18 protein-coding genes are annotated in these 18907 nt (G+C 44.9%); 7 read left to right on the plus strand and 11 right to left on the minus strand.

The annotated features are described in order from the left end of the window. Positions 1-13: 13 nt before the first annotated feature. The 9 genes from ACMXI2_RS25095 to ACMXI2_RS25135 form a co-directional block, all read right to left on the minus strand. Entirely contained in the window at positions 14-1294 is a 1281-nt protein-coding gene (locus tag ACMXI2_RS25095) for a lytic transglycosylase domain-containing protein (RefSeq protein ID WP_483778699.1), read from the minus strand. A gap of 10 nt (positions 1295-1304) precedes the next feature. Beyond that, positions 1305-2750, minus strand: coding sequence for an Asp-tRNA(Asn)/Glu-tRNA(Gln) amidotransferase subunit GatA (gene gatA, locus ACMXI2_RS25100; protein WP_483778700.1), 1446 nt, complete (start codon positions 2748-2750; stop codon positions 1305-1307). 64 nt (positions 2751-2814) lie between these two features. Then, positions 2815-3069 carry a Sec-independent protein translocase subunit TatA/TatB gene (locus ACMXI2_RS25105; protein ID WP_420986830.1) on the minus strand — a complete coding sequence of 85 codons (255 nt, stop codon included), beginning with the start codon at positions 3067-3069 and terminating at the stop codon, positions 2815-2817. 190 nt (positions 3070-3259) lie between these two features. Beyond that, positions 3260-3607, minus strand: coding sequence for a 50S ribosomal protein L19 (rplS, locus tag ACMXI2_RS25110; protein ID WP_079473603.1), 348 nt, complete (start codon positions 3605-3607; stop codon positions 3260-3262). Positions 3608-3726: 119 nt separating this feature from the next. Then, positions 3727-4398, minus strand: a complete 672-nt coding sequence (gene trmD / locus ACMXI2_RS25115; protein WP_079473602.1) for a tRNA (guanosine(37)-N1)-methyltransferase TrmD — start codon at positions 4396-4398, stop codon at positions 3727-3729. A 36-nt stretch (positions 4399-4434) separates the two neighbouring features. Further along, entirely contained in the window at positions 4435-4956 is a 522-nt protein-coding gene (gene rimM / locus ACMXI2_RS25120) for a ribosome maturation factor RimM (RefSeq protein WP_483778701.1), read from the minus strand. 130 nt (positions 4957-5086) lie between these two features. Continuing rightward, positions 5087-5551, minus strand: a complete 465-nt coding sequence (gene rpsP, locus ACMXI2_RS25125; RefSeq protein WP_079473600.1) for a 30S ribosomal protein S16 — start codon at positions 5549-5551, stop codon at positions 5087-5089. A gap of 109 nt (positions 5552-5660) precedes the next feature. Then, the gene (gene ffh, locus ACMXI2_RS25130; RefSeq protein ID WP_079473599.1) at positions 5661-6986 is read right to left on the minus strand and encodes a signal recognition particle protein; all 1326 of its coding nucleotides are present in this window, start codon (positions 6984-6986) and stop codon (positions 5661-5663) included. 253 nt (positions 6987-7239) lie between these two features. Then, the gene (locus ACMXI2_RS25135) at positions 7240-8106 is read right to left on the minus strand and encodes a sigma-70 family RNA polymerase sigma factor (RefSeq protein ID WP_079473598.1); all 867 of its coding nucleotides are present in this window, start codon (positions 8104-8106) and stop codon (positions 7240-7242) included. Between the two features lie 363 nt (positions 8107-8469). Between ACMXI2_RS25135 and ACMXI2_RS25140 the strand changes: the two genes are divergently transcribed. Further along, the gene (locus ACMXI2_RS25140; RefSeq protein WP_079473597.1) at positions 8470-8850 is read left to right on the plus strand and encodes an START-like domain-containing protein; all 381 of its coding nucleotides are present in this window, start codon (positions 8470-8472) and stop codon (positions 8848-8850) included. Here the strand turns inward: ACMXI2_RS25140 and ACMXI2_RS25145 are convergent. After that, positions 8847-9461 carry a hypothetical protein gene (locus tag ACMXI2_RS25145; protein ID WP_483778702.1) on the minus strand — a complete coding sequence of 205 codons (615 nt, stop codon included), beginning with the start codon at positions 9459-9461 and terminating at the stop codon, positions 8847-8849. The two genes, ACMXI2_RS25140 and ACMXI2_RS25145, sit on opposite strands and share 4 nt — an antisense overlap. Positions 9462-9593: 132 nt before the next feature. Here ACMXI2_RS25145 and ACMXI2_RS25150 point away from each other — a divergent pair, with 132 nt between their 5' ends. From ACMXI2_RS25150 to ACMXI2_RS25160, 3 genes are all read left to right on the plus strand, one after another. Continuing rightward, positions 9594-11039, plus strand: a complete 1446-nt coding sequence (locus tag ACMXI2_RS25150) for an LptF/LptG family permease (RefSeq protein ID WP_370913342.1) — start codon at positions 9594-9596, stop codon at positions 11037-11039. A gap of 32 nt (positions 11040-11071) precedes the next feature. Beyond that, the gene (locus tag ACMXI2_RS25155; RefSeq protein ID WP_483778703.1) at positions 11072-11746 is read left to right on the plus strand and encodes a phosphatase PAP2 family protein; all 675 of its coding nucleotides are present in this window, start codon (positions 11072-11074) and stop codon (positions 11744-11746) included. Positions 11747-11809: 63 nt separating this feature from the next. After that, the gene (locus ACMXI2_RS25160; protein ID WP_483778704.1) at positions 11810-13432 is read left to right on the plus strand and encodes an ArnT family glycosyltransferase; all 1623 of its coding nucleotides are present in this window, start codon (positions 11810-11812) and stop codon (positions 13430-13432) included. A gap of 221 nt (positions 13433-13653) precedes the next feature. On the opposite strand, the gene ACMXI2_RS25165 is transcribed toward ACMXI2_RS25160, so the two are convergent. Next, entirely contained in the window at positions 13654-14382 is a 729-nt protein-coding gene (locus ACMXI2_RS25165; protein ID WP_483778705.1) for a superoxide dismutase, read from the minus strand. Positions 14383-14831: 449 nt separating this feature from the next. Here ACMXI2_RS25165 and ACMXI2_RS25170 point away from each other — a divergent pair, with 449 nt between their 5' ends. The 3 genes from ACMXI2_RS25170 (at position 14832) to ACMXI2_RS25180 (ending at position 18887) form a co-directional block, all read left to right on the plus strand. Continuing rightward, positions 14832-15929: an Rv1355c family protein gene (locus ACMXI2_RS25170; protein WP_483778706.1), complete on the plus strand. Its 1098-nt coding sequence runs from the start codon at positions 14832-14834 to the stop codon at positions 15927-15929. A gap of 86 nt (positions 15930-16015) precedes the next feature. Further along, positions 16016-16666 carry a hypothetical protein gene (locus ACMXI2_RS25175; protein WP_483778707.1) on the plus strand — a complete coding sequence of 217 codons (651 nt, stop codon included), beginning with the start codon at positions 16016-16018 and terminating at the stop codon, positions 16664-16666. 70 nt (positions 16667-16736) lie between these two features. Continuing rightward, on the plus strand, positions 16737-18887 hold the full coding sequence (locus tag ACMXI2_RS25180; protein ID WP_483778708.1) for a sensor histidine kinase: 2151 nt from the start codon (positions 16737-16739) through the stop codon (positions 18885-18887). Positions 18888-18907 lie beyond the last annotated feature (20 nt).

An 18907-nucleotide genomic window follows, 5' to 3' on the forward strand; every position in this document is an offset into this window, starting at 1 on the left:
CCCTTGCGGGTGATTATTTCTTTGTGGTAGTTTTCTTTTTAGCAGTTGTCTTCTTTTTAGCGGTATAATGATGCTTTTTGGAAGAATAATGCTTTTTGCTGCTGGTAGTGGTGGTCGCCTTTTTTGCAGATGTATTCTTTTCTGCCATTCTCACCGGCGGCGGGAATTTGGATTTATCCACTCCTACTGCTTTATCGTCCAGGGTCATCTGAACAGATTCTTTCAGCATTTCATTTTTTTCTGCCATGAACTGCTTCATCTTTTCTTTCGGGATGCGCAGGTCGTAGTTATTTTCGGCGCTGGCCATTGCTTTGGAGAAGCCTGGGTTGAAGCGGTCTAATTGGGCCAGGTTCATGTCCAGTTTCTTTGCAATTGCTTCCAGGCGGTATTTGCCGGTTACATTGATTTCAACGGTACTGAAGATTTCATCTTCTGTTAAAGGGCCTCTTGCAACGGGAGCAGACAGGTTATCTGCTACTGGTACATTTACGGTGATGGTGTTATCTTCACTTACACCGAAGAAGTTATTGAACTTATCGAGGATATAACCGGTAGCGATGAATTTGTAAACGTGGTTACGTGATTCGGCTGGCAGGAAATACTGCATGCCCCAGAAATCGGTACGTCCGCTGGCCTTGATAGCACGTTGAACGCCACCTGCACCGCAGTTGTAAGCGGCAACTACCAGTAACCAGTCGTCGAACTGTGCATACAGCTGATTGAGGAACTGGGCGGCGGCCAGGGTAGATTTATAGAAATCTTTTCTTTCGTCTATTTTCTTACCTACACTTAAACCAAAAATGCGGGCGGTTCCGGCCATAAACTGCCAGGCGCCTACTGCACCTACTCTTGAGCGGGCATTGGTATTAAAGCTGGATTCGATTACTGCGAGGTATTTCATTTCCTCGGGGATACCATTATCACGGAACACCTTTTCAATCATATTGAAATAGGGTTGTCCTTTATCGATCATGATTTGCAGATGCTGACTATACCGGGTGGCATAGTTACTCACGTAACCGGCAACCAGGTTATTGTTGATCTGTTCATACACTTTCGCGCTGCGAATGGTGTTAGGCAGGCTTTGAGCGGCTTTCTTCACTGCCACGGACGTTGGCGATGGTAATAAAGCGGTATCTTTTGGTAAACGTACCTTGTGATTCAGCTTTACTACAGAGGTATCAGGTGAAAATACCGGATACGCCATCTCTTTAGGATTGCTATTGCCCCCCATTGCACTCACACTCATTAAACTTGTTGCTGGCAACAGCAGTAGTAAAAAGATTTTTCTCATACAATTTATTTTAAACAACAGTAACCTGTTCCTTAGCCATCAATTGATGCGCTATATGTAACAAGTTTGCTTCGCTAAACTTCTTTGTGATGATCTGTACACCGTATGGCATCCCGTTTGAATGCCGGTACAAAGGAACGGATATAGCCGGAACCCCTGCCAGATTTGCCAGTACCGTATAAATATCAGCCAGGTACATAGCTATAGGGTCATCAGTTTTCTCCCCTAATTTAAATGCTGTGGATGGCACAGTTGGCATTAAAATGGCGTCGTATTCTTCTAATATATCGTTGAGTTTTTCTGTTACAAGACGCCTAACCTGTTGTGCCTTAGTATAATATGCGTCATAATAGCCTGCACTCAGCACAAAAGTCCCCAGTAATATACGACGTTTTACCTCTTTCCCGAACCCTTCGGATCTACTTTTTTTGTAAAATTCTGTCAGGTCCAGGTTCTTTTCAGGGGTTCTGTGTCCATATTTTACCCCATCAAACCGGGATAAGTTGGAGGAAGCTTCTGCTGTAGTGAGTACATAATACGCCGGAACTACATGGTCGAGGTATTCAAAACTCTTTCCTGATACCGTATGACCTAAAGACTGCAAACTTTCAAAGAAATCAATATAGCCGTTCTTCATTTCTGCGTCCAGTCCATCGTGGTACTGTGCATCTCTTAAATACGCAAATTTGAATGTTTTATTGTTTTCCAGGTCTGCTTTATAATCTGGTACTTCTTTTTGGGAAGCAGTGCTATCAAACTCATCCGGCCCAGCAATCACCTGTAGAACCGACGCCACATCGGCAATATTCTTGCCAAAAATGCCTATTTGATCAAATGAAGAAGCATAAGCGATGAGCCCGTAGCGGGAAATACGTCCATAGGTGGGTTTCAGGCCAACTATGCCGCAGAAGTCGGCCGGTTGCCTGACAGATCCACCGGTATCGCTGCCAAGGCTTACCTGGCACAAATCTGCCTGTACTGCTACGGCAGAGCCCCCGGAGGAGCCGCCTGGTACCCGGGTATTATCCAGTGCATTCAGGGTGGGGCCATAGGCGGAGTTTTCATTGGTAGACCCCATTGCGAATTCGTCGCAGTTGAGATTACCGATGATAATAGCATCTGCTGCCAGCAATCTTTCGACGGCGGTGGCAGAGAACAGGGAAGTGAACCCTTCCAGTATACGGGAAGCGGCGCTTACATTATGGCCTTTATAGCAGATCACATCTTTAATACCTACCACCACGCCTGCAAGTGCGCCCAGCTTTTCCCCGTTTTTGAGGCGGGTATCGAGCTCGCGTGCTTTCTCCAGGGCTTCCTCTTCATATACTTCCAGGAAGGCATTCAAGTGTTCTAACTGAGCTATACGGTCGAGGTAATAACGTACCTTCTCCGTACAGCTTGTGCTGCCGGCGTATAATGCTTTATGGAAAGTGATTATACTGCTGAATTCAGACAAGACTAAACCAGTTAAAATTAAATTAACAGAAAATACTCCTTTAGGGGGAGTTGGCTACAATTTATTATGCTTTGGGCAGTGGAGCATCTTCAGTGCTGGTATGTGGTGCATCTGTAGTAGCCGGTGCTGCAGCCTGAACGGGCTTTTCCCTCATTCCTTCCTCGATTTCCTGGCGCACATTGTTCTTTGCGTCATTAAACTCACGGATACCTTTACCGAGGCCACGCATTAATTCGGGAATTTTTTTACCTCCGAAGAGCAGCAATACTACCACAGCAATCAACAGCAGCTCGGACATCCCAATATCCTGAAGGATCAAAAATGATGAATTTAAAAAAACAGCAGTCATCTTCTCAAATGTTTAAAAGTTCAGTCAGCAAAGATAGCAGATATAATCGGCTTTTTCACCGTTATGAGCTACCCTGCTCTAGTTTTAATACCATTTTAAGCACACGAAAAAAGCGGCACCGGTAATGGTCCCGCTTTTAACAAATTTCCCTGTATTTATACTAAACCCTTTTTTCTTTGATACGGGCTTTCTTACCAGCACGTTCGCGCAGATAATAAAGCTTAGCTCTTCTTACTTTACCTACCTTGTTCAACACGATACCATCGATATGAGGAGAGTAAAGCGGAAACAGTCTTTCCACACCAATGCCATCAGAAATTTTTCTAACAGTGAAAGACATTGTTGATCCCGTACCCTGGATTTTCAACACATCACCTTTAAAGGACTGAATCCTTTCTTTATTACCTTCCACGATTTTATAGTTGACAGTGACGTTGTCGCCTGCTTTAAACTTCGGGTACTGTTTGTTAGCTGTCAGTTGTTCGTGAACAAACGAAATTGCGTTCATCTTTCAAATATTTATGGGAGTGCAAAAGTAAGTCAAGAAATAGCATTTACCAAATTAAAAATCAAGAAATTATCCCTTTCAAATGGCAAAGCGCTCTATATGACCTATGTATCATTAAGTTATAACAGGTCGGGCCTGCGTTGTTTTGTTCTTTCTACCGATTCCTGGTGTCTCCACTCATCGATTTTTTTATGATCTCCACTCAGGAGGATTTCCGGTACTTTCCAGCCACGGAACTCTTCCGGGCGGGTGTATACCGGGGGCGCCAGCAGATTGTCCTGGAAGGAGTCTGTAAGGGCGCTGGTTTCATTATTCAGCACGCCGGGCAGGAGACGTCCGATGGCATCCACCAGCACCGCGGCCCCTAATTCTCCCCCGCTCAGCACGTAATCGCCGATGGAGATCTCTTTGGTGATAAAGTGATCCCGGATACGCTGATCGATGCCTTTATAGTGTCCGCAAAGCATAAGCAGGTTGCCTTTGAGCGATAGCTGATTAGCCATTTTCTGGTTCAGCGTTTCGCCATCGGGTGTGAGGTAAATCACCTCATCGTACTGTACTTTTGCCTGGAGCGACTCAATAGCGTTTACAATGGGCTCCAGCATCATCACCATTCCTGCGCCACCCCCAAACTGGTAGTCGTCTACCTGGCTGTGTTTCAGGTTGGAATACTGCCTGAGCGGATGTACATGTATTTCCAGCAGGCCTTTGGCCTGTGCCCTCTTCATAATAGAGTGAGACAGCGGGCTTTCGAGCAATTCCGGTAATACGGTGATTATATCTATTCGCATGATTGTGTGCCCTTTATAACGGTTGTATCCGGCAGATCAACCGGTGTATAATTCAATCAAACCATCCGGCAGGTTGAGGTGTACCGTCTGGTTCTTCTTGTCTACTTTCACCAGCGACTGCTCATTGACCGGCAGCAGGGCTTCTTTGCCCCTGATGAATACTTTTACGAGTACCTGCATAGGCATCTCAATGACTTCCTCAATAGTGCCCAGCGGGCCGTATTGCTGGTCTTCCACGGCAAATCCCAGTAAAGCGAGGGGCGCAGAGGAAGCGGTTTGTTGTTTGAAGTCTTCTTCCTGCAGGTATACCTGTGCCGGCATCAGTTTGTGTGCGGCTTCCTTGGTATCTATTCCTTCCAGTTTGATGTATACGCTTTCGGTATCCTTTACGGTTACCTGTTGTATAAAGTAGGGAATAAAGCTGTTTTTGCGTTCTTCCAGGAATATAACGGTTACCCCTTTCAGCGCGGATCTTTTGCCCAGGCTGTGTCTTAAAACCAGGTCGCCCTGTAAACCATGCGCTGAAGCAAGTTTACCTATACTGAAATAATTACTCATAATTTTTTGCTGTCGGACTTTAGCGGATCAGGTAACTGATTGCTGGTGAGGCTATTAACAAAAATTAAAAAAGGAAACATTTGCGGTTGCAAATATTTCCTTTTTCAGGTATTGTTAAAACGTTGCCGTTTTATGCTTCGTTACCTTCTTCTGCTGCTGGTGTTTCAGTCGCTGGAGCAGCCGGAGTGTCTTCTACCTTTCTTACGATTGGAGCAGCAATCCTTGCTTTCTTGTGACCGTCACGGCGGGCAGAAACTTTTTGTTCGTGTTCAGCTTGCCATTGTGCAAACTTCTGGTAAGCAGTAGGCTCGTCGAACAGGTTCAAAGTAACACCTCTTAACAGGTGTTTCAAATACAATACACCTTTGAATGACAAGATTCTTCTAACAGTATCGGTAGGTTGAGCACCTTTCTGCAACCAACGCAATGCCTTTTCGGTATCGATGTTGATGGAAGCCGGAACTGTTAAAGGATTGTAAGTACCAATTTTCTGGATGAATTTACCATCTCTTGGTGCGCGGGCGTCGGCTACTACGATAAAATAGAAAGGCCTTTTTTTCGCGCCATGTCTCTGCAGTCTGATTTTTACTGGCATAAATAAGTCGAGTTATTTTTTGCGAGTTAGGAAATATTGTTTAATTAGGGATGCAAATGTAATCAGTAAGTTGGTATTTGCAAAAAATATTTATATCAATCTGATCCGTTTATCTCACCATTCCTTTCAAACCCTTACCACCACCGCCAAATTTATTCATCATTTTCATCATCTGGCGCATCTGTTCAAACTGTTTCATGAACTGGTTAACGTCCTGGATGTTTTTTCCGGCGCCTTTTGCGATGCGTTTGCGGCGGCTTCCGTCGATCATATCCGGGTCGGCACGTTCTGCCTTCGTCATGGAGTTGATCATGGCTTCAATGCCCTTAAAAGCGTCATCGCTGATATCCAGGTCCTTTACTGCCTTCCCGACGCCGGGGATCATGCCCATCAGATCTTTCAGGTTACCCATTTTTTTAATCTGTTGGAGTTGTTCCTTGAAGTCGTCGAAATCGAATTGGTTCTGGCGGATCTTTTTCTCGAGTTTCTTGGCCTGTTCTTCGTTGAACTGTTCCTGGGCGCGTTCCACGAGGGTGGTGATATCACCCATTCCTAGAATACGCTGCGCCATACGTTCGGGGTAGAAAACGTCGAGGGTATCGAGTTTTTCACCCATGCTCACGAACTTGATGGGCTTTTCCACCGTGTATTTGATGGTAAGCGCCGCACCACCGCGGGTATCGCCATCCAGTTTGGTGAGGACTACGCCGGTAAAGTCGAGGCGCTCATTGAACGCTTTGGCAGTGTTCACCGCATCCTGGCCGGTCATGGAATCCACCACGAACAGTATTTCCTGCGGTTTCACCGCTGCTTTTACGGCGGCAACTTCGTTCATCATCGCCTCGTCTACCGCCAAGCGGCCGGCGGTATCGATGATAATAACGTTGAAGTTATTGGCTTTTGCGTGTTTGATGGCGTTTTCAGCGATCTGAACGGCGTTTTTATTTTCCGGTTCGCTGTACACTTCCACGCCTATTTGTTCGCCCAGTACCTTCAGCTGGTCTATCGCAGCGGGGCGGTAGATATCGGCAGCTACCAGTAAGGGTTTCTTGTTTTTCTTTGTTTTGAGGAAGTTACCCAGTTTACCGGAGAAGGTGGTTTTACCCGAACCCTGCAAACCTGCGATCAGTACAACGGTAGGATTGGATTTGAGATCGAATTCGGCTTCAGTGCCGCCCATGAGTTCGGCCAGTTCATCCTTTACGATCTTCACCATGAGCTGACCGGGGGAAATAGATGTTAACACCTTTTCGCCCAATGCTTTATCCTTTACTTTATCTGTAAATTCCTTGGCAATTTTATAGTTCACATCCGCATCCACCAATGCACGACGGATCTCTTTAACGGTAGAGGCGATATTTATTTCTGAAATCCGGCCTTCCCCTTTAAGCTGTTTAAACGCGGAATCGAGTCTCTCTGATAATGATTCAAACATTGTTGGTATTTTAAACGGATTGCAAAAGTATATTTTTTTGGGGATTTTGTCTCGCGGATTTTGTCTTACTCAGGATTACGCTGATTATGCTGATTACCCGGATCTGATCATTTGGGATTAAAAAAGATTAGCGAAGACCGTTGCGGGTATTACCGCAGCCATCTTCGCTAATCTTTAAAAATCTTTACAAAATCAACTATAAACTCAGGTTAATCAGCATAATCAGCGTAATCCTGAGTAAGACAACATCCGCCTATCCGAGGTAGTTGCGCAGCAACTTGCTCCTGGAAGTGGTTCTTAATTTGGTAATGGCTTTGTCTTTGATCTGGCGTACGCGTTCGCGGGTCAGGCCAAATTTTTCGCCGATATCTTCGAGTGACATGGGGTGTTCAACGGCGATGCCGAAGTACAGCATGATCACATCTTTCTGACGATCTGTTAAAGTAGAGAGGGAGCGCTCGATTTCGCGGCGGAGGGAATCATGATGATCCAGTTCCTCGTCTGCGCTAACCGCATTTGGGTTTTCGAGTACATCCAGCAGGGAGTTATCTTCCCCGTCGATAAAAGGCGCGTCCATTGATACGTGACGGGCAGCAACGCCGAGGGTTGCTTCCACTTCTTCCGTATTGATTTCAAGGATGGTAGCCAGTTCATCGGGAGATGGTTCTCTTTCATATTCCTGTTCCAGCTGGGAGTACGCCTTGCTGATCTTGTTGCTCAGGCCCACTTTGTTAAGCGGAAGGCGAACAATCCTGGATTGTTCTGCCAGTGCCTGCAGGATAGACTGACGGATCCACCAAACGGCGTAGGAAATGAATTTAAAACCGCGCGTTTCATCAAAACGTTGAGCAGCTTTAATTAACCCGAGGTTCCCCTCGTTGATCAGGTCACTGAGTGACAGGCCCTGGTTCTGGTACTGTTTCGCAACGGATACCACAAAGCGGAGGTTTGCTTTTGTAAGCTTCTCCAACGCTCTCTGATCGCCCTGCTTGATCCGGATAGCCAGGTTTACCTCTTCTTCCGGCGTAATTAAATCCACTTTCCCAATCTCCTGCAGATACTTCTCCAGGGATTGTGATTCCCTGTTGGTAATGGATTTAGTGATTTTAAGTTGGCGCATTGACATAGAGTCGGAACAGTTACAGGTTAATAAAAAGTTAAGATTTGATGAATGCCTGACAAAAATAACTTTTTTTAGATAGCCACCAAAAAAAATCTATTGTTTTTAAATCATTTCCAAATAAAATCGATTGATCATTAAGGGCTTGCAATTGTCGTGGAAATTCGCCACTATAGAGGCGAAGCAGTCAGCGCTATCACATGTCTGTATTTTATATTTATTATAGATGTAATATATATAGTTTTATTAAGGCGTGTAAAGTTTTTATGTATTCTATAAAAAAAAACCGTAAATTATTTTGACAGAGTAAAATATTTTCTATAATTGCAACTGGATGATATTGATTTACTAATTATTTGAGAGATGTCTAAGAAAGTGCTTTATGAGTTAGAATTTCCGGTAAGGTGCTCACCCGGTATCCTGTATGAATTCTTATCGACCCCTGCTGGTTTACAGGAGTGGTTTGCCGATAGGGTTGATTTCAGGGATAATGTTTTTTCCTTTTCATGGAACGGTACGGCCGAAGAAGCGGAAGTACTGGAACAGGAGGAAGATGAGTACATCCGGCTGCACTGGACGCATGCTCCCAAAGAAGAATATTTTGAGTTCCGTATACAAATTTCTGAAGTAACGAATGAAACTATCCTGGTAGTAAAAGATTTCGCAGAGAAGAAAGAAGTGAAGGACCAAAGTCAGCTATGGGAATACCAGGTGAAAGATCTCTTCCACCGCATCGGCAGCTAAGCCCCTTTATTTTCAAGTATATTGAGTAGCGCAGCATAGGCCTCCACTACATCAGTAATTATTTTGCCCCAATGACCGATCACGAAAGGTTTAGCCACTTTGATAAAATCGTTCCGGCTAATCAGCGTCTTCCACTCATCTAAACTTAAGGTGTCTATGAAACAATAATTTCCGTTTTCGAAATCATGCTCCCAGGGATCTTCCTGAACATACACCTGAAATCCGGCCTCCGCCAGTTTTGTGTAACTGCTTTCAAGAACAGCACCGTAATAGCGCTTTACGTTACCCGCCAGGTGCAGGGTAGCGCTAAAATAATGCCCCCACCAGAACATGGTGCGGAACGCAAATGCTTCCGTTTTACTGAAATAACGCGGGTAGTCCAGCATTACCCAGGGCAGCCCTTTATACTGTTCACCCTTTGAAATTTTACCTCCCTGCAGCAGCCACTCCGGCTTAAAGGGAAAATTACTGTTACGGTCGTACGCCGCCAGTGCTTCCTGCAGCTTTCCCATCAACGCCATTACCTTCTCTATTGCGCTGTTTTTCAGGAGAATAAAATGAGTGCTTTCTATAACAGCCGCTTCTTCCGGCGTTAGTTCAAAACTTTCCATATAAATTTTAACGGTATTTTCAGGTTCTCCTTAACACTCCTTTGTGAATTCGTGCTAACTTTACCGTTTAGGAGTATCCTGACCAGTAGAATACGAAGATCGGGATTCCATCTTTTTAATACCGCATTATCAGTGAAAAAACTCGACAAACTAATTATAAAAACCTTTCTGGGTCCCTTTGTAGCTACCTTCTTTGTTACCTTATTTGTACTGGTAATGCAGTTCCTCTGGAAGTATGTGGACGACCTGGTGGGTAAAGGTCTGGATACGGGTGTGATTATACAGCTCATTGCCTATACCAGCGCCACACTGGTAACCCTGGCCCTTCCCCTTGCGGTGTTGCTCTCTTCCATTATGACCTTTGGTAACCTGGGAGAAAGTTTTGAACTGGTAGCGTTAAAATCTTCAGGCATTTCCCTGTTGCGTTTTATCCGCCCGCTGCTGCTGGTGTGTTCTGTTATCGCTTTCCTGGCCTTTTTGTTTGCCAACTATGTAATCCCGGTGGCCAACCTCCAGGCCAAATCACTGCTTTATGATATTACCAACTCCAAACCTGCCTTTAACATCAAGGCAGGTGTATTCTATAAAGATATTCCGGGCTATACCATTAAAGTAGCCCAAAAGGATAAAGACAACCAGACCATCCACCAGGTAATGATCTTCGATCACCAGAGTGGTGGCGGCGACCGGATCATCCTGGCCGAAAAGGGACAGATGGTACTTACCGCCAACAAACGTTTCCTGTATTTTATCCTGGATAACGGGTGGCGTTATGAAGAGCGGAACAACCGCGGATACACAGTTCCGGGCGACATGATCAGGCTGGGTTTTAAAAAATACAGCAAGGCATTTGACCTGAGCTCATTTGCCTTTAACCGCCTGAACATGGATCTTTTTGCCTCCAACCAGCAAATGCTGAATGTAAGACAGCTGGATGTGGCAATAGATTCCCTGCAGAAAATAGAAAACCAGTACAGCAAAACAGTAAATTCGTATGTTACTGTACGTTATCCTTTCTTCAAATGGAAGGATTCTGCCTGGGCAGCCAGCGCCCCCCCGCTGAAAGCAAAGGAATTTGAAGATATTATACCCGAGAAGAGCCTTCGTACCGTGCTGGAAAGGGCAGAGCAAAATGTTCGTGAAACACAGAGCGCCCTTGAACAGCCTACCCAGGAGTTTGAAGATAAGCATGGCGTAATCCTGATGCACAAAGTTGAATGGCAACGTAAATTTACGCTGGCTGCCGCCTGTATCGTGATGTTCCTGATAGGCGCCCCCCTGGGTTCTATTATCAGAAAAGGAGGATTGGGCACACCGCTGGTGTTTGCTGTGATCTTTTTTGTGATTTTTAATGTATTTTTCATGATAGGCGAAAAGATGGCCAGGAATGGCGTGATGTTCACCTGGTCGGGCATGTGGTTATCCAATATGGTGTTACTCCCCATTGCAGGTTTCCTTATTGTTAAGGCTATGAATGATTCGCAGCTTTTTAACAAAGAGTATTATTTTCGCGTTATTCAACAAATAAAAAAGTTCTTACAAAGATTTAGAAAGAAAGAAGTGCTTAAAGAGATTTAAAGCAAACAACCTACAATTTAAAACCTACAGACTTGAAAACGCTGTTTACACTGTTCAGAAAGAACTCCTGGTTCTTTCTGCCCTTCTTACTATGGCTGGTAGTGGGGGGAGTAATGTTGGCCACTTACAGTCAACGGGACCTGTTTCTCAGTATTAACAGAGAACATTCCGACTGGGGCGATGTTATTGTTACCGGGCTTACCTACCTCGGTGATGGAATTATGTTTGGAATAGTGCTGTTCCTGATGCTGGTAACACAGCGGTTCAGGTTATTCTTTATCGGGCTGGCAGTGCTGCTGCTGGTCACCATCGTAGTACAGATGGCCAAACATTATTATAATGCACCGCGCCCCATCTCCTATTTCGGAGATGAAACCGCCACATTGGTGCACACCGTAAAATGGGTAAATGTGCACAGCAGTTGCAGTTTCCCATCTGGTCATTCCGCAGCCGCCTTTGGCATGTTCAGCTTTCTGACTGTCATTGTGCGCAATAAAAAGCTGGGATTACTGTTATTAATGATGGCACTTTGCGCCGGTTATTCCCGCATTTACCTGGCACAACATTTTTTTGTGGATGTATATGTGGGTAGCATTGTGGGTACCTTAAGTACCGTTATCGTGTATGGACTTTTTAAGTTCCGGGATACCACGTCGTCGCCGGAAGTATGTGCAGAGGCGCTTTTACAGGCCAATGCCACCACATAGCAATGCATAATTACGAACGGTCAGCCAGTGACCGTTCGTAATCCAATTTTTTAAATACTTTCAATGAAATACCTATTGATTGCCCTGGTGGCCGCTTTACTATTTATACCTTTTCTGGGGGCCGTACATTTATTTGACTGGGATGAAATCAACTTTGCAGAAGCAGCCCGGGAAATGATAGTAAGCCACAACTACAGCCAGGTGCAGATCGATTTCCGTCCTTTCTGGGAAAAACCACCTTTGTTTATATGGATGCAGGCAGGCAGTATGCAGCTTTTTGGCATAAATGATTTTGCCGCCCGTTTCCCCAATGCCATCATCGGTATTGCTACATTGATCAGTTTATTTGCCATCGGCAGAAAAACAGTGGATGAAAGATTTGGTTTCTGGTGGGCATTGGTATATGCAGGCTCCTGGTTACCGCATTTTTATTTTAAATCAGGTATTATAGATCCTACGTTTAATTTCTTCATCTTTCTTTCTATCTACTTTGCCTATCGCATCGGGTATAACAGTAAGCCTTTCCGCATGGCTATTCTCAGTGGTTTCTTCCTGGGGCTGGCGGTATTAACCAAAGGACCCGTAGCTATACTGGTGGCTTTGCTGTGCCTGTTGATATACTGGATCTGGAATAAAGGAAAGATCAGTATCCGGTTTTCCCATATCGGCTTAATTGCCCTGTTTGCCTGTGTCACCACGCTGTTGTGGTTTGGGTATGAAATTGTAGCACATGGCTGGTGGTTTGTCAATGAATTTGTGGCTTACCAGATCCGCCTGCTTACTACGGAAGATGCCGGTCATGGCGGTCCTTTCTTTTACCACTGGATTGTGTTGCTGATAGGCTGTTTTCCGGCGAGCACCTTTCTTTTCACCTATTTGCAGAGTAGAAAAAAAACGATCTACTCCACTCCCGCCGCCATTGAGCTAAAGGATTTCAAGGTATGGATGTGGGTATTATTCTGGGTAGTGCTGATCCTCTTCTCTATTGTGAAAACAAAGATTGTACATTATTCTTCGCTGTGCTATTTCCCGCTGTCTTTTCTTGCAGCCTGGCAGGTGTACCTGCTCTCCGAAGGGAAGCAGCGGCTGCGGGGCTGGAATATTGCTCTCATACTTTTTATAGGTATTGTGCTGGGATTAGCGATTGCGGTATTACCACTGGTAGGTGTTTATAAAGACATGCTGATTCCTTACATCGGTGATAAATTTGCCGTTGCCAACCTGCAGGCAGATGTGCCCTGGTCGATAGCGGAAGCCGGGTATGGTGCAGGGTATATAATCCTGGTAATTGTGAGCAGCGTATTACTGATACGCCGTAAGATCAGCAAAGGGTTGTTGTGTTTGTTTATCAGTTCCATCTTGGTGATACAGGTAACGGTGGTACACTTTGTACCCAAGATAGAAGCCTACTCACAGCGTGCTGCCATAGATTATTTCATTTCCCTGCAGGGTAAAGACGTATATGTGAAGGCGTTAGGTTACCACAGTTATGCACAGCACTACTATTCAAGAGAGCTGCCACATTCCAATAAAAATTATTACAATGAAGACTGGCTGCTGAATGGCAGGATAGATAAGCCCGCCTATTTCATTTGCCGTATTACGGACAGTGAGCCGTACCGGCATCATCCTAACCTGGAAGTGATTGGCGAGAAGAACGGGTTTGTGTTCCTGAAGCGGAAGTGATCGCCTTCGGCGATTTTAAATTGTCTTGGAGCAGGATTACGCTGATTATACTGATTAGCTGGATTTTTATTTTTGGATTTTATAAAGGATTAAGGGAGATATAAGCGGATATATTCGCTTTTATCTCCCTTAATCATTATTAATCTAAAAAATCAAAATCCAGCTAATCAGTATAATCAGCGTAATCCTGCTCCAAGACAATTTAAAATCGCCGAAGGCGATTATACCGCGGCATTATACCGTTTCTCTACTTCATCCCAGTTCACAGCGTTCCAGAAAGCATCGATATATTCCGGGCGTTTGTTCTGATGTTTCAGATAGTAGGCATGTTCCCATACGTCGAGTGCCAGGATGGGTGTGCCTTTATCTTTCACGATATTATGCATCAGCGGATTGTCCTGGTTAGGGGTATTGATGATAGCCAGTTTTTTATCCGGGGTAACGATGAGCCATGCCCAACCGGAACCGAAAACAGTTTTTGCGGCATCATTGAATTTTGTCCGGAAAGCTTCCCAGCTACCGAAAGCGCCGGTGATGGCTGATTTCAGCTTATCAGAAGGTGTTTTCTTTGTAGGAGATAATAACGTCCAGAAGAGGGAGTGATTATAATGTCCGCCGCCATTATTGCGAACGGCTTTGTCTTTATCCGTTACCTTGTTCAGGATTTCTTCCAGCGATAGTGTTGCAAAGGCAGTACCGGCGAGGTTATCGTTCAGATTTTTCACATAGGCAGCATGGTGCTTGTCATGGTGAATTTCCATAGTGAGCTTATCGATATGAGGCTCCAGGGCATCATAAGCATAAGGCAACGCAGGAAGAACAAAGGGTGCTTTAGGATCGGCAAAGGCCGGCTGTCCGGATACAGAAGAAGTGGCCAGGCTGCTCAATGGCCCACTCAGGATGGCGGCGCCGGCAAGACTGGTAAGCTTGAGAAATTCTCTCTTATCCATGTTTTATTATTTAAATATATTATTGAGTAATAAAGATCGAGTCAGGCGGGGAAAGCCGCAAATATTAAACCAAATCTCTTTGGTGGGGAGAGATGAAAAGTAATATTAAAACTAAGGTAAAAGTATAAAAACGAGGATTTAATATCAAAATAAAGGGAAACTTTTACTTTGTTTTCATATTAAATTACTATTTTACCATACATTCATATCATGATTGCAATGGTGAATTGTAGTTAATTGTATGATTGCCAGATATATTTATCCCGGGCCTGGCAGGCAAACAAAGAAACCTGTTCATTAACCCGCCAATACGCCAACGTAATAACCGATCACATATATAATTAATATTTTAAGCGAATACTAAGAGCAACAGGAATTGCTTTACACAACGATAATATAGCATAATCCAGTGCAAGCAATCCTGGTCCAACCTCGATAAAGCAGGAAACATGATACAAGAGTACCTCAGGAAACAACAGGTTGAAAACAATGAATATAAGCCTGTTTTTTATGAATTGAAGCGCGCACAAGACCTTCAGTCCTTCGAAACCCTTCTGAAAACCCGTCCGCACCTACGTATTAACGACCATATCGACTCTCAGTTAAAGGAGCTGATGAAAATCAGGAATCCTACTAAACGCTTGACTGCCGCGGAGTACGAGGAAAAAGTACAGGCACATCTTGCCGGAGTTTCTCCGGAAAAATATGGGGTATGGGTATATTATCCCTGGAGTGATCACGTAGTGCACCTGGTAAATGAAGCGGAGTTTATTGAGTTACGTACCAGCAGGAACCAGCATAAAATTACCGCGGAAGAAATTGCGGTATTATCCAAAAAGAAGATCGGCATTGTGGGGTTGTCGGTTGGTCAATCGATCGCATTAACCCTGGTGATGGAGCGTATTTGCGGCGAGTTACGACTGGCGGACTTCGACCGGCTGGAGCTGACCAATATGAACAGGATCCGTTGTGGGGTACATAATATCCAGTTGCCGAAAGTGGTAATAGCCGCCCGTGAAATTGCGGAGCTGGACCCGTTTATCAAGGTGAGCATTTACCAGGATGGCATGACTGAAGCCAACATGGATGACTTCTTTACCGGTGACGGTGTGCTGGATATTTTTGTGGAAGAGTGTGATGGCGTGGATATAAAGATATTAAGCAGAATAAAGGCAAAAGCGCTGAAGATACCGGTTGTTATGGAAATGAACGACAGGGGTATGATAGATATTGAGCGGTTTGATCTTGAGCCGGACAGGCCGCTTATGCACGGTCTTATACCGGAGGTGGATATTGACACCTTAAAGGGTTTGACAGATGCGGAGAAACTCCCTATTTTCAGCCCCATGCTGGCGCTGGACAAGGCATCCTCCAGGATGAAATTTTCCCTGGGTGAGATTGGTAAAACTATTACCACCTGGCCCCAGCTGGCCTCTTCAGTTGTACTGGGAGGAGCACTGGTGGCCGACACATGCCGTCGCATAGCCCTGGATCAGTTAAAGAGTTCAGGCAGGTATTACATAGATTTTGAGCAGTTGATTGTTTAACATACTTATGCCTTGTATAAGCGCTATTCCGCAATGTCATGATTAATGTAAGGGTATTTAGGGCTCCGGATGATCCTGAGGCTTGCATGAGATTTTATACTGGTCACCTCAAGTTGCTGGAAATCTATTTTGGCATTGCCCAGGTAACATCTGGCAGCGCTGACTGGATGCAACATGAAAATACAATAGTGATCATAGTGGAGGACGATACTCGTACCAAAACATATGGTGGGGCACGCGTGCAGATTGCTGACGGCGTGCTGCCACTGCCTATTGAAACGGCAATAGGCAAATACGATCCCAAAATATATTCGTACGTAAAAAAAGGGAGTGCTGAGATCTGTGGAATGTGGAATTCCAAAGAAGTGGCCGGAATGGGAATCGGCAGCCAGGTACTGGCAAGAGTGGGTGTTGTATTGGGCGCACAGCTACCGATAGACACCTATCATGTATTGTGTGCTCCTATCACCACCCGGGTCGGAAAACGCGTAGGTTTTGTTATAGATGAATCACTGGGGAACAAGGGCACGTTCTTTTATCCGAAAGACGACTTCCTGGCTACTGCTATGGTGATCAACGATTGCTACAACCTGCCGCATGCCGACCCAAAGGAGAAATTACTGATTTCAGACCTGCGTGAAAATCCAATGCAGTCTAAAATAGAAGTGGGCCCAAAGGGTTCCTACGAGGTAAACTATAGCCTCCGGATCCCTACACACGCACACTTTACCCCATAAACAATTAATCGGGGCCGGTATTTCTGAAAAAACATATAAATTCAAGCCTGATACTTAATCTATTTTCGTGATGCTGTCCAAGATTGTTGGTTTATGGTCAATCTTTACCCTGTTAGTCCTGTTTCATGTAACGGCACAACCTGTTGTGTTTAAAAACAGTAAATCGCTGCTGCAGATAGGTGGTTATCTTGAGCTGTATACCGACAAGGCAGACACCCTCACTATCGCCTCCGCTCCCATGCAGGCGTTTAAAGCTTCCGGACAGGAGGTACCCAACCTGCAGATCACACCCTACACGCAATGGGCAAGGTTTTCCATCAACAACCAGTCGAATGCCGGGAAGTTATTACTGGAGGTGGAATACCCCATTATTGATGATATCACACTATACGAATTGCTGCCGGACGGCACTATCAGGCAAACGCACCTGGGGGAGTTTACCGCTTACAAAAACCGGGGATATGATCATCAGAACTATCATTTCCCTATACGGATGCTGCCCAATGAAACGCGGCAGTTCTATCTGAAAGTAAAGGCAGGAGAACAGTTACAGCTACCGATTTACCTGGGCACCCCGGAAAGTATCTTTGAAAAGAACAACAAACGCGAGCTGATTTTTGGTATATATGTGGGCGTTATCCTGGCGATGGCCTTTTATAATCTATTCATTTATATATCCACCCGCGACAACAGCTATCTCATTTACGTGAGTTACATTATTTGCGTGGGTCTTACCCAGGTAACGCTGCAGGGCTACTCCTTCCGTTTCCTGTATCCCAACAGTCCGTGGCTGGCCATGCATGCCACGGTACTGGTGCCGGTATTCAATGGTCTTACAGCGCTGGTGTTTATTCAGCAGTTCCTGTCTACCAAAGTGAATTACCCGCTGGGGCATAAGCTGATGAATGCAGTGATTGTATTATACCTTCTTTGCTTTATACCTACTTTCCTGGACATGTATAATTATGCGCAGATACTGGTGCAGCTGGATGCCTTCCTGGCTGCGGTGATGGCCTTTGTTGTTGCCTACCGTATCAGCCTGAAGGGGGTGAACGCCGCGCGTTTTTTCCTGTTGGCATGGTCAATATTCCTGATCAGTATTTTCGTTTTCGTACTGCGCAATTTCAATGTCCTGCCATATAACAACTTCACCTATTACGCGCTGCAGATCGGTTCCGGTGTGGAAGTACTGTTACTGTCGTTTGCACTGGCACATAAGATCAACGTGTTTAAGGCGGAAAAAGAAGCATCGCAGCAAATGGCACTGGCTATTTCTCAGGAAAATGAAAGACTGGTAAGGGAACAAAACATCATACTGGAAAGTAAGGTAAAAGACAGAACAGAAGACCTGCAGGCCACCAACCTGGAACTGAACAATGCGTTAACAAACCTGAAAGACGCACAAACCCGGCTGGTAGAAAAAGAGAAGATGGCATCGCTTGGTCAGCTTACTGCTGGTATTGCGCATGAAATCAATAACCCGATCAACTTCGTTACTTCCAATATCAAACCGCTGAAACTGGATATTGCAGATCTGAGAGAGCTGTTAAACCGCTATGATGAATTGCCCGTGAGTACCGATATCTCAAAATCGCTGGCTGATATTGCCCTGTTCAAGAAAGAAATTGATATTGATTATATCCACGAAGAAATTTCTTCGCTTATCAAGGGTATAGAAGACGGCGCTTCACGCACCGCCGAAATTGTGAAGGGATTACGCACTTTCAGCCGGCTGGATGAAAGCGAGGTAAAATCCATTGACATCCACGAGGGACTAGACTCCACGCTGGTACTGCTTCGTAATGCCATACCACCTTATGTGAACATTATAAAGGATTATGCGGGTTTGCCGAAGATAGAATGTTACGCCGGTAAAATAAACCAGGTATTCATGAACATTTTCAGCAATGCGCTGAACGCTATCAAAAGCAAGAAAGAACATCATAATGAATTCATCTCCATCACTACCAGGCAGGAGAACAATTTCATTGTTATTACCATCAGGGATACCGGTATTGGTATGTCGGAAGCCGTGCGGGAAAAGATCTTTGATCCTTTTTTCACCACCAAAGATGTAGGGGAAGGTACCGGGCTGGGATTATCTATCGTATTCAGTATCATTGAGAAGCATAAAGGGAAGATAGTTGTGAATTCGGCGCCTGGTGAGGGAGCGGAATTTATTATATATTTACCTCTCAGTATCGCAAATCATTTATCGTAATTAACCATAAGGTCTTTTTA

It is taken from the genome of Chitinophaga sp. G7 BAM 1005 (assembly GCF_057126945.1).